Raw genomic sequence first — 11,735 nt, 5'->3', positions numbered from 1 at the left:
CATTGAACCATAATGGCATATAATTGGAAAACATCGTGCCATGCTAGGATACAATGCTCGATCTCAACGATATCATGATCTTCGCCCGAGTCGTCGAAGCGGGCAGCTTTACCGCCGCCGCGCGCTTGCTCGGCATGCCGAAGACGACGGTAAGCCGCCGTATCGCCGAGCTGGAACGCGAACTTGGCGTGCGGCTGCTGCAGCGCACGACCCGCAGCCTCAACCTGACGGCTTCAGGACGTCTCTATTACGAAGAAATCAGCCAAGCGCTGCGCACCATCGAAGGCGCCAACCAGCGGCTTGCCGAAGCGCGTGCGGAGCCTGCCGGCACGATCCGCATATCGGCGCCGGTCGGCTTCGGCGGTCACTTCCTCCAGGATGCGATCTTCGAATTTCTTTCGACCTACCCGAAAACGAGCGTCGAGCTGCGCCTGACCGACGACAGGCTGAACCTCGTCGAAAACGGTATAGACCTCGCCTTCCGCACCGGCATCCTCGAAGATTCTACCTTGGTCGCCCGCAAACTCGGCTCGATGCACCGCCTTCTCTGCGCAAGCCCGGATTATCTCTCCCGCTGCGGCCCGCCCGCTGCGCCTGAAGATCTCGTCCGCCACGACTGCGTCATCGCCGGCCAGGCCGCCCATGCGCAATGGCTGCTTGAAGGCCCGCACGGCCAGGAAACGGTCGCGGTTTCGGGCCGCTTCGCCGCCAACGAGATGCAGGCGGTGATGGCCGCCGCGATCGCCGGCCATGGCATTGCGCAATTGCCGCACCGATTCGCCGAAGCCTGCATCAAGGACGGGCGGCTGCGCCGCGTTCTCGACGGCTATACGACCCCGGCCGGCGGCTTGCATGTCGTCTATCCCAGCAGCCGGCACCTGCCGCCTTTGGTCAAGGCATTCATCGAACTGGCCGTCAGACGGCTGAACGCCACGGGAACCGGCGGGGGCGATGATTTCGCGATCGTCTCGCGGTAGGATGAAATCCGCCCGGCCTTGGTCACACTTCCTTCAGCACTACCTTGCTGTCGAGGCTTCCGATCAAGGTTGCGCTCGCCTGGTTGAGGCCCGCGACCTCCACGGCAATGCCGTGCGCTCCGAACCGATGCACGACCTTGTCAAGCGCGGCAACGGCGGTGATGTCCCAGAAATGCGCTTCGGACACGTCGATCAGCACCGACTTGCCGACCGCGTCCTGAACGTCGAAGGCTTCGACGAAGACGTCGGCGGAGGCAAAGAACACCTGGCCGGCCACGCGATAGGTCAGCCGCCCGGCGGCTTGGTCGGGCGCCACGTCGACGCGCAGCAGGCGGGCAACCTTGAAGGTGAAGAACACGCCGCTGAGCAGCACGCCGACCGTCACCCCGAGCGCCAGGTTGGCCGTGAAGACGGTGACGAGGACGGTCGCCACCATGACGGCGCTCGACATCCTGGGATGAATGATGACAGCTCGAAGCGACGACCAGTCGAACGTGTCGATCGATACCATGACCATGATCGCCACCAGTGCGGCGACCGGAACCTCGGAGACCCACGGCTTCAGCAGCACCATCAGGATCAGCAGGAACGCGCCGGCAAACAGCGTCGAGAGCCGGCCGCGCCCGCCATATTTCACGTTGCTCACCGTCTGGCCGATCATACCGCAGCCGGCGATGCCGCCGAAAAGGCTGGCGGCGGCGTTGGCGAGGCCGAGACCGGTGCATTCGCGGTTCTTCGAACTCGGCGTATCGGTGAGATCGTCGACGACGCTCGCCGTCATCATCGATTCCAGCAGCCCGACCATGGCAATGGCAAGCGCGGGGGCTGCAATGATCCGAAGCGTTTCCAGCGTCAGCGGCACTGCCGGCCAGCCGAACACCGGTAGCGAATCCGGCAGCTTGCCGAGATCGGCGACAGTGAGAACCGGAAGCCCGAGCGCTATCGAGGCGACGGTCAGGATCAGGATGCAGATCAGCGGCGACGGGATCGCGGTGGTGACCCGCGGCGTGAGATAGATGATGACGAGCCCGGCGATCAGCACGGCATATTCCATCCAGCCGACGCCAATGATGTGTGGCATCTGCGCGGCAAAGATCAGGATGGCCAGTGCATTGACAAAGCCGGTGCGGACGGATTTCGACACGAAACGCATCAACACACCAAGCCGCAGCAGGCCGAAAGTGATCTGCATCAACCCCGCCAGCAGCCCGGCAGCAAAGAGATAGGGCAAACCGTGGGCCTGCACCAGCGGTGCCGCGACGAGTGCCACCGACCCGGCGGCGGCCGAGATCATCGCCGGACGTCCGCCGGTAAATGCAATGACGATACCGATCACGAAAGAGGCGAACAGCCCGACCTCTGGGTCCACTCCTGCCACGAAGGAGAAGGCGATCACCTCGGGGATCAGCGCGAAGGTCGCCACCGCTCCGGCAAGCATTTCGCGCATGGGATTGGCGGACCAATCACGGCGGATGGAGGAAAGCAGCATAGGATGGATTCTCGCAAAGCATGGCCGGCCCTACTCTGTCGAGCGGTCGCGTAATGGCATGCAGGTTTTGCGTTGTCTGGCGGATCGGCGGCCAGAAGAGCCACCCGGGGTCTCACCGGGTCCGTGGTGAATGCCTGCGGTATAGACGAGATCTTTACTGCAGCGCAACATTCAATTGCGAAGGACGAAAGCGAAAACGCACGAGCCGAACGCCTCTCGCCGGACGGCACTCTGCTCACCCCTTCGCTTGGGCGCTGAGGAACCGGAAGTCCTCACTGCCAGAGGAAGTCCGGCCCGGTGCTCTGGGAGGTAAGCTTCAGCGTCCCGTCCGGCTGGACGACATAGGTCTCGAACACACGGTAACCGAAATCGCCAAGAAAGGTATTCTTGACCACCGTTCCCGGACGATAGGGCGAACGGAGAACCTTTCCTCCATAGGTGAGGCTGCCGGGAAGAGGCTGCGGATCCCCTGCGCTGGCGCAGGCCGAGAGAGCGAAGAGAACGGCAATGAGCGCGTGTTTCATCCGGACTTCTCCTCGGGCAGGCGCAGCGGCCTGGGCGACGTCGATTTCCTTATAACACGCAGCGCTGCTGCTGTTCAGAACGCAGCTTTGCTGCTGTCGAAGTCTTTGCGTCGGGCCTCCGCCCGCGAGAGCGCACTGGCGATCCTCTCATCGGTAAAGGGCTTGGAGATCACCTCGAGCGCCCCTTCGATACCGTGACCGACATTCTCGGGACTGCCGGTTACGAAGATGACGTCAACCCCATGGCGGTCGATCAGCCGACGCGCCAGCTGGGCGCCACTCAGCCCATCGGAGAGACTGAGATCGACGAGCGCGACATCGCTTCTTTGAGCGTAGGCGAGAGCCTGCTCAACCGTCGAAACCGGCCCGATGGTCTGGTGTCCGGCCTCTTGCGCAAAGCGTTCGAGCTCCAGAGCGATAAAATTCTCATCTTCGACGATCATGACCTTCATGGATAAGCCTCCTCCTAGACGGGATGTCAGTCGCACTGCCGGTAGCGGGTAAAACGCAACCGTCCCCGGAATGTTTCCACCTTGAGAAGAATATGTTGGCAACCGGCAAAGTATTAATTTGACTTCGGGATGTCAGGTACTCCCTGGCCCTTCGGCCATGCGGACAGCCACTTTGCATACTCTTCGACGGACAAGGCCATCGTCCCCAAAGCGAAGGACCGCCTTTCGAAATCACCCGCGTGGAATGGTTGAGGTTCAAGGGCCATCGTGACCAGACATTACTCCGCCCGCGCAAACAACTCCCGGTCCCGGGCGCGGATGGGGTCGGTCCAGTCGCGCTCGAACCAGGGCGTGCCGCCAGGCTGAGGCGGGCGTTTGAGCTCCAGCGGACGGGCCGGGCCGTCGCTTGCTTCGGAGGCGACGCGGAAGATGTAGTGGTCGTACATCCTGAGCGCCTCGATCATGTAGCTGGTCGCAACCGTCCGGTCGCGCACGACGACGAGGTTCTCGCCGTTCTCGTCATCGGCGGGGTTCGAGAAATTATAGGAGCCGAGATAAACGCGCGCCGTCGGCTTGTCGAAATCGAGCACGACGAATTTATGGTGCATGCGCGTGCCGCGCTGGTTGCCGTCGACGCCGGCAAGGCCCGAGGGTTCCGTCAGGAAGGGCGGCGGCACGTTGCCCGTCAAGGCGGCCGCCCGCACCACCCTGCGGCGATTGTCCGGCGTCAGCACGTTGAGGCCGAGATTGCCGGCGCGCACCTCGGCATCGGCGATGCCCATGACATGCACCTCGGGGCGTTCGAGCGCGCGGCCGAGCGCCGGACCGATCGCTCCCCTGGTCATCTGGCCGAGGAAAGCGAGCGAGAACAGCACGCTGGACTGGGCGGTATCGATATCGGCGCCAATCTCGTCCAGCCGGCCATTGGCATCGCTGTGCGGCGAGAAAGCAACCTTGGCGTCGACGCCGTCGAGGCCGAGGTCGATCCAGCCGGCGGAACTTGGCGAGTCGCGGAAGTCTTCGGCGCGTTTGGCGGTGAAATAGCTCTCGAAGGCGGTGAAATAATCGTCGATCGCCTTTTCGCTGTGGACGGCAAGGCTGTTGTTCGACTGCACATAGAGCCCGCGCCAGCTGAGATTGGTCGAACCGTAGAGCACTGTCGAAATGCCGCCGCCGCGGACCGCGATCGACTTCTGATGCTGCAGGTTGGCCATGTGCTGGCGCTTGACGTTGGCAACACCCGCCGAGGTGATCAGCCGCTCCGCCGCCCTCGTCTCCGGCGAATTCGGGCGGCCGTGGCCCTTGGTGCGGTCGCTGTCGTCGATGATGATCTTGAGCCTCGGCCCCAGTGCCTCCAGCCGGGTGACCACCTCGGGCAGGTTGAGATCATAGGCGATGACGCGCACCTCAGCGCCGGCGTCGCGCGCTTTGTCGAGCAGATCGAGCGTTTCGGCCCGCGCCTCGAAACCCATCCAGGCAAGCGCCCGCTCGGCATCGGCATGGGTCGGCACGAAGTCCAGCCCCTCATCGCCGACAGGCGGCACCAGCGTGATGATCGTCGGCGCGTCGGCGGCAAAATTGCGCACGAAGGCCTGCGACGAGACGAAGCCGCGGGTGAAGGCGACGTTCAGCTTGCCGGGAATGGTCTCGCGCATCAGCGCCAGTTCCGCCTCCTGCGCCTCGCCCGATGTCAGAGCGCCCGCGGCATCCATGAACTTGGGCGTGACGCGATAGAGAAACTTGCCGGGCAGAACGGCGTTGAAAGGAAAATGCACCCAGCGGAACTTCTGGATCGGCGCCTCGGTGGTACGGATGCCGTCGTCTGGAACCGGTTGGCCCGGAAAGCCGATGCGGTTGCGCACCGTCTTGAAGAAGTCCGTACCCGGCTCACGATACTGGATGGCGAAACCGACGAAATCGATCGGCGGTCGGCCATTCTTCCAATCCATGCCGAGCAGCACCATGCCATCGCCGCGATGGATGGTCAGCGCAAAAAGCGCTGCCGCATTCCTGCCGGTCACACGAAAATCCGTATCCATGCCCGCCTCCCCTGGAAATCGGGCGAAATCTAGCATGGTTCCGTGACAGTAAGGAGATATGTCGGTGAAATTTTGCGCGCAGAAGGTGCAGGGAGGCGACGGTGCCGAGCAAGCGCCAGCGCCGCCACGACCTGCCCAGCTGATGCGTCGTCATGAAAGGAGATTTGCGGTTGAGCAGACTTTCAGACGGACCGCCGTACCCTCCTGCCGGGACGGAGGATACGGCCGGACCGACCTACGGTTTCTCGTTTGCACTCTCGGCCCGAAACGCCGCCTCCCCCGCATCTGACACCTCGACCCATTTCTTGTCGGGCTCGGCGTCCGGCACATAGCTGTCGTGCCAGTTCCACCACTTGTAGGTCGGGGTCTGGGGATAGCCCTCGGGCGAATTCTCCCAAACTTCCTGGCGGCCGAGCGGCGTGATGTCGAGATAGTTCCAGGTACCGCCCATCTGCTCGTCGCCGCGGTTGTTGATGAAATAGGTGCGGAAGATGCGCTCGCCGTCGCGGTAGAACACGTTGGTGCCGTGCCACTCGTCAACGCCGAAGTCCTTGTCGAAGCTGTCGGTGATCGCGACCCACGGCATCGTCCAGCCCATCCGCGCCTTCAGCCGTGCAATGTCGGCCTGCGGCGCACGCGAGGCAAAGACCAGCGTTGTGTCGCGCGCGTTGAGATGCGCGACATGGGCAACCTGATCGGCAACCATCGAGCAGCCTCGGCAGGCATGTTCGGGCCAGCCGAACACGCCGGGCTCGTAGAAGGCGCGGTAGAGGATGAGCTGGTGTCTGTTGTCGAACAGGTCCAGCATGCTGACTTTGCCCTGAGGACCTTCGAACGCATAGGCCTTCTCGACAGCCATCCACGGCATGCGCCGGCGCTCGGCGGCCAGTGCGTCGCGTGCGCGGGTCTCAGCCTTTTCCTTCACGAGCAACTGCTCGCGGGCCGCCTCCCAGGCCTGCGGCGACACGACCGGTGGCTTGTGCATGGCTTGTCCGCTTTTTCCATTCTCGGCTGAAGCAGTCATGGCTTTCCATCTCCTCATTGGGGCGATTTCTGGGGCTTGGAAGCCCGGTTCATCGCGCATTGGTCTGAGATAGTTTCGCATCGGAAATCGAACAGGGGGAGTAACAAGTGTGACCGTATTCCATGAAACCGCCGGTCGCAGCCGTAGCGCGCGAGTGGTGTTGGCCGGGAGCGCGTCCATTAGCGCAATCTTGTTTACGAGTTGCACACGTGCTAAAACGCGACAAAACGGCGCATACGAACCCTGATCAAACCGAGATCGTGCCCGTGAATATTTTTATCGCGACTGTTGTTACGCTTGTCATTGGCGTCCTGCCGGCATGGGCAGGTCCTTTGCATCAGGCGGCCAAGGACGGCGATATCGCCCGCGTCACACAGTTGCTGGACCAGCGCTCCGATCTGTCGGAGCTCGATGAGGCGGGCGAGCCGGCGCTGATTATCGCGTCATTGGCGGGCCATGCCGATGTCGTCGTTCTTTTGCTGGATCGCGGCGCCGACATCGAAATTCGCAACAAGGGTGGGCTGACGGCACTGCATGCAGCAGCCTATGGAGGAAATCTGGAGGTGGTGAAACGGCTTGTCGCCGAAGGAGCTGACGTCAACGACAGGAAGAATTTCTATCAGATGTCGCCGCTGCACGGCGCCGCCGAAGAGGGCCGCACTGACGTGGTCGCTTTTCTGCTGACGAAGAGCGCGGATGTCGAAGCGACGGAAAGAAACGGGTACACGCCTCTCACTCAAGCCGGGTGGCGGGCGCATTGGGACACGGCCAAATTACTCATGGAAGCCGGTGCTGTTTGCCAGAAAGCCGAGCTTGTGGGCGAACCGCTCTACAAGGAATGCACCAAACGGCAATAGCATTTCGCTTGAAGTAACAGACCGCGTCCGGGAACGGAGCTTGTTATGTCTTATCATGTGCAAAAATGCGGCCATGCGCGAAAATCCGGAAAGAGAATGGGCGTGGCTGTTGGCGCTGCGGTCATGCTGCTTTCCTTCCTTCAGCCTGCGGGGGCCGAGGAACTCGTCAATACCGGCTATTTCGGCGATATCGCGATCAAGGGCTACGACCCGGTCGCCTATTTCACTGAAAACCAGGCCGTCGAAGGATCCGAGACATATTCCCACCACTGGCTTGGCGCGACTTGGTATTTCGCCAGCGCTAAAAATCGCGACCTCTTCAAGGGCGATCCATCCAAATATGCGCCGCAATATGGCGGCTATTGCGCTGACGGCGTGTCTTTCGGGACAGTAACCACCAATATCGATCCGAAAGCTTGGCGGATCATCGATGGCAAACTGTACCTGAGCTATGACCCCGGCGCGGCCGAAGGCATGGAGAAAAATCCGACCAAGGTGACCGACTCGAAGAAGCATTGGTCCGAAGTGCAGCAGACGCTGATTTCGGAGAAGATGCACACCGTCTGGCAGCAACCGGATACGAAATGAAGCCGCAACGCCCGGCCCGTCAGGGTGTGGGTGAAAAGAACGTCAAGGCGCGCGGCGTGACATGGACGTATGGCCTGTCGCGCTGCTCGCCTGAGGTGTTGCGGTAAACATATCCGCACACCATCCGGTCTAGGAAATAGCCGTCGAATTTTTCGCAGAGACTGTCGCCCCGCACCTCGACGATACCGGTGATGTTGGTATTCGCGCTGCGATAGGCTGTGTTTCCAGCCTTGTCGAAATACTGAGTGAAATCCGTGCCGTTCTTGTGCTTGCCTGTCCAGCTCTTGCCATCGACAAGATTGCGCAGATCTGCCTCGCCGAGCCTGTCGGCTTGACTGCCTGTAAAACCGAAGGGCCATTCGGGAATGCTGGCCTTTCGCAATCCGGCCAGATGGCGCTGCAGATCGCCGTCCCGCCAGTAATCATAGAGATAGCCATAATAGGTGAGATTGCTTTCCGGGAAGAGCTCCAGCAGCTTTGCCGTCTCCGCTGCAGCCCTCGTTTCATTGCCCTGGTCGGCATAGGCCGCCGCCAGATATTCGCGTGCCGGCTCGACCTTCGGCAGGCTGTCGAGCGTCGGCTCTATCAGCGAGATCGCGCGCTGATCGTCACCCGCGGTATAAAAGACGATCCCCGCCAGCAGTTGAAAACTCGACGCCGGCGAAGGGTCGAGCCGCAAAGCCTTTTCCATCTCCGTGATCGCCTGCCCGCTGCTTCCGGTGTGGACCAGGATGAGAGCGAGGTTGGCGGCGGCCTCCGCATCGTTCGGCTCCATGGCAACCGCCATGTTGGCGGAATTTTTGGCCTCCGTTTCGCGTCCATCCACCCATTGCAGCAGGGCAAGCACCGTGTGCGCCCTGGCATTGTTGGGATCGAGCTTGAGGGCTTGCCCGGCGGCGTCATAGGCGATCTTGCGGGCGACGGCAGCCGACCAGAGGTAATTATAGTCGTTGCGCCAGACATCGACGGCCACCCGCGCGATTCCCGCATGGGCATTGGCAAAGCCCGGATCGAGATCGATCGCTTTCTGGTAGAAGGACAGCGTCCGACGATAGGTATCGACATCCCTCAAGATGAAGCCTTCCTGCTCGGCCCGCATGTAAAAATCGTAGGCTTCGAGATTTTCGGTCGGGATCCGGGCCAGTTGGTCGCGCTCGCGAGCGCTGAGCTTGACCGACAGGGCCGAGATGATCTTGCCGATCACATCGTCCTGAACGGCAAAGAGGTCGGCATATTGGCGATCGTAGCGTTCGGCCCAGAGCGACAGGCCGGAGACAGCGTCGATCAGTTTGACATTGATCCGCAGCCGCGGCCCGGCGCGCTGCAAGGTTCCTTCGAGCACATATTTCACGCCGAGTTCGGCTGCCACGTCCTGGATCTTGCCGACGGAGCCCTGGATGGCGAAGACCGAGTGGCGGGCGATGACGAAGAGGCCTGATACTTTGGACAATTCGGTGATCAGATCGTCCGTCAACCCCGCTGCAAGATGGTCGTGCTCAGTGTCGCCGCTGACATTGATGAAGGGCAGAACCGCGACTGAGGGCCTGTCCGGCAACGGATAGGCAAAACGTTCGCCGGGCCCCGGCGGCTTTGCCGGCATCCATGGCTGCCACCAGAGTGCTGCGCCCGCAAGAGCAAGGACGATGGCCGCTGCGATGCCGGCAACGAGGCGGCGTCTCGGCAGGCGCCTGCGGGTCTTGATGGTCTTGCCGGCAGCAGTCGGGTCAAGCAGGATGCGATAGACCCGGATCGGTTCGGTGATGCTCTTCAACCGCTGTTCGCCGAGCGAAGCGAAACCGACCGGGATTTTCGATTTCACCTGGTCGTATGTCGTGCCCGATATGGCGATACCGCCGGGGTCGGCCAGCGCCTGTATTCGATCGGCGATATTGACGCCGTCGCCCTGGATGTCTTCGCCCTCGACGATGATATCGCCGAGATTGATGCCGATCCGGAACTCGAGCCGATGCTCCGGCAGCGCCGCGGCAGTCTGCGTGGCTTTCAGTTGCTGAACCTCCACCGCGCAGCGCAGGGCATCGACGACACTTTGAAATTCGACCAGCAGACCATCGCCCATGGTTTTGACCAGCCGGCCGTGGTGAAGCGCGATCGCCGGCTCGAAGACATCGTTCTGGTCCGCCTGAAAACGCGCACGGGTGCCCTCTTCGTCGATCTGGCTCAATCGACTGTAACCGACGACATCAGCGATCAGGATTGCTGCAAGACGGCGCTCCATCCCCGGTCTTTCCTGGAGAGCGAATGTATTATTAACAATATCCTACAGTATGTTCTGCCGCGATGCTATCGTCGGGCCGGGTGATATTCAACTTGGCGGTGACATCGGATCCCAGCGAACGAAGCAGACATCTGCCATCTACCAATTACGGGTCTGAGCGGGCGCGCAACTACTGCATGCAAAAGCGGGGGTCTGTAAAAGATAGAGTTCAGGCCAGGCGCTATTTCATGTCGTGTGATTTCTGAACCCGCCATAATCGATTAATGCAAATCCACGGGGATGGAGTTGACCCGAAATGGGTCATCGCGCCTTGGTCCCTCCCGTCTGCGGCAGCTGAATTTTGTATCTTTTAAGTTGTTTCATGATTAGAATTTCTCTCCTACCGTTTCATCAACTTGCGATTGGGGATAGCGATGAGAAACTCGGTTGTAGGATGCATAGTGGGCGCAGTATCTGCCGCAATGATTTCTTTGCCGGCTCAAGCTGAAACCAATCCCATAGATAAGCGCGAGGGAGACGCGCACAATCATCACTTCTACTCTGCTGAATTTGCCAATCCTGATAATGTTATCGTTTATGTGGTTTGCAATCAGACTGATGCCGGAAGCGATTTCTTCTGGGCTAAAGCCGCGTTTGGTGTCGGAGAAAATAACCCTATTCCAGCGCACACGTGCCTCGAGCGCAATGACTACATTGATGGTTCGATTGACGGGAATGTGCCGAAGTCAAAGCCCAAAACGTCTGAAGTATACGTAAAGGCCGAAAATGGGGAAATTCCCACTTTAATTTGGTGCGACTACCTAACTTTTAATCGGTGCGACAATAATATTCCAGCCAATATCGCGTCTTGGGTTTCTGAGTTGCGCATGTTCGGCGAGGGGGCGTCGAACCGGCTGACCCCCATCATTAAGGCAGGCGTTCGGTTAACCGATGGAAAATATAAAGTGCAGATCGAATACTCGGAAGCCGCCGGCTCAATTGTCGTCGTTGCACTTAATGCCAACGTGAATACCGCGTCATTCCAGAATTCTGACAGTAAAGATATCGGAACTTCAAAAGCAGTAGATGTCGTAAAGTTTGACGATTCTAAAATTCAAGCTGATCTTCATAAAGAGGATCCCGTATTGCTTATAAATAACGGAAACTCCTCAGGTAAATTTGAGTTTTACCTCTCACCCCAAGGTGATAACGCCACATCTCTTTCGTTTATTGGGCTGAGAGATGGCACGATACGTTTCCGCTTCGACAGTATTCAACTCAGCAATTTGGCGCGGTAGGCCGATGTTCAACCTCGTTAGGAACCATAAACTTACTGCAATCTATGTACTATGCGCTGGCGTTCTTGCTCGTTATGCCTTGAGCGCTCCTCGCACGGTAGGTTTCGATGCGTACTTGGTCGATTTCGTCGTTATAGTATTTTCTTCTATAATTGCCGTCGCGGCGAGCCATATACTATTATTCTACTGGCGAGAAGAAGCTGAAGAAGACAATAACGGACGACTTACAGCGGCAGGCAAGCGAAGGCTAAGAAGTCGCTTCTATATAATGG

The 11,735-nt window shown here is 59.9% G+C and carries 10 protein-coding genes and 1 other annotated feature; of the genes, 4 read left to right on the top strand and 6 right to left on the bottom strand.

Annotated features, from left to right (window positions below):
* Positions 1-53: 53 nt before the first annotated feature.
* The gene (locus HX898_RS02910; RefSeq protein ID WP_138329047.1) at positions 54-977 is read left to right on the top strand and encodes a LysR family transcriptional regulator; all 924 of its coding nucleotides are present in this window, start codon (positions 54-56) and stop codon (positions 975-977) included.
* Positions 978-999: 22 nt separating this feature from the next.
* Here the strand turns inward: HX898_RS02910 and HX898_RS02905 are convergent, their stop codons facing one another.
* The 5 genes from HX898_RS02905 to HX898_RS02885 all read right to left on the bottom strand — a co-directional run bounded on the left by HX898_RS02905 (position 1,000) and on the right by HX898_RS02885 (position 6,505).
* Positions 1,000-2,466 carry a SulP family inorganic anion transporter gene (locus HX898_RS02905; RefSeq protein WP_180193949.1) on the bottom strand — a complete coding sequence of 489 codons (1,467 nt, stop codon included), beginning with the start codon at positions 2,464-2,466 and terminating at the stop codon, positions 1,000-1,002.
* Positions 2,467-2,536: 70 nt separating this feature from the next.
* Positions 2,537-2,592, bottom strand: a sequence feature (sul1 is cis-regulatory element that is thought to sense ions involved in sulfur or methionine metabolism; They are found in Alphaproteobacteria).
* 146 nt (positions 2,593-2,738) lie between these two features.
* The gene (locus HX898_RS02900) at positions 2,739-2,990 is read right to left on the bottom strand and encodes a hypothetical protein (RefSeq protein WP_131663617.1); all 252 of its coding nucleotides are present in this window, start codon (positions 2,988-2,990) and stop codon (positions 2,739-2,741) included.
* Positions 2,991-3,064: 74 nt separating this feature from the next.
* The gene (locus HX898_RS02895; protein ID WP_180193948.1) at positions 3,065-3,442 is read right to left on the bottom strand and encodes a response regulator; all 378 of its coding nucleotides are present in this window, start codon (positions 3,440-3,442) and stop codon (positions 3,065-3,067) included.
* A gap of 278 nt (positions 3,443-3,720) precedes the next feature.
* Positions 3,721-5,481 (bottom strand): phospholipase D-like domain-containing protein, encoded by a 1,761-nt coding sequence (locus HX898_RS02890; RefSeq protein ID WP_180193947.1) that lies wholly within the window; start codon positions 5,479-5,481, stop codon positions 3,721-3,723.
* Between the two features lie 235 nt (positions 5,482-5,716).
* On the bottom strand, positions 5,717-6,505 hold the full coding sequence (locus HX898_RS02885; protein ID WP_180193946.1) for a thioredoxin family protein: 789 nt from the start codon (positions 6,503-6,505) through the stop codon (positions 5,717-5,719).
* A 209-nt stretch (positions 6,506-6,714) separates the two neighbouring features.
* On the opposite strand from HX898_RS02885, the gene HX898_RS02880 reads away from it, so the two are divergent.
* Both HX898_RS02880 and HX898_RS02875 read left to right on the top strand, forming a co-directional pair.
* Entirely contained in the window at positions 6,715-7,362 is a 648-nt protein-coding gene (locus HX898_RS02880; protein ID WP_138329041.1) for an ankyrin repeat domain-containing protein, read from the top strand.
* Positions 7,363-7,458: 96 nt separating this feature from the next.
* Positions 7,459-7,950, top strand: coding sequence for a YHS domain-containing (seleno)protein (locus HX898_RS02875; RefSeq protein WP_138329040.1), 492 nt, complete (start codon positions 7,459-7,461; stop codon positions 7,948-7,950).
* Between the two features lie 19 nt (positions 7,951-7,969).
* Here the strand turns inward: HX898_RS02875 and HX898_RS02870 are convergent, their stop codons facing one another.
* Complete coding sequence (locus HX898_RS02870; RefSeq protein WP_180193945.1) at positions 7,970-10,186, bottom strand: adenylate/guanylate cyclase domain-containing protein; 2,217 nt, start codon at positions 10,184-10,186, stop codon at positions 7,970-7,972.
* Positions 10,187-10,626: 440 nt separating this feature from the next.
* Here HX898_RS02870 and HX898_RS02865 point away from each other — a divergent pair, with 440 nt between their 5' ends.
* A complete protein-coding gene (locus HX898_RS02865) occupies positions 10,627-11,463 on the top strand; it encodes a hypothetical protein (RefSeq protein WP_180193944.1) in 837 nt (278 codons plus the stop codon).
* Positions 11,464-11,735 lie beyond the last annotated feature (272 nt).

The organism is Rhizobium sp. WYCCWR 11128 (genome assembly GCF_013416305.1).
GTDB lineage: Bacteria > Pseudomonadota > Alphaproteobacteria > Rhizobiales > Rhizobiaceae > Rhizobium > Rhizobium indicum.
This window is presented reverse-complemented; position numbering and strand designations above follow the sequence as displayed.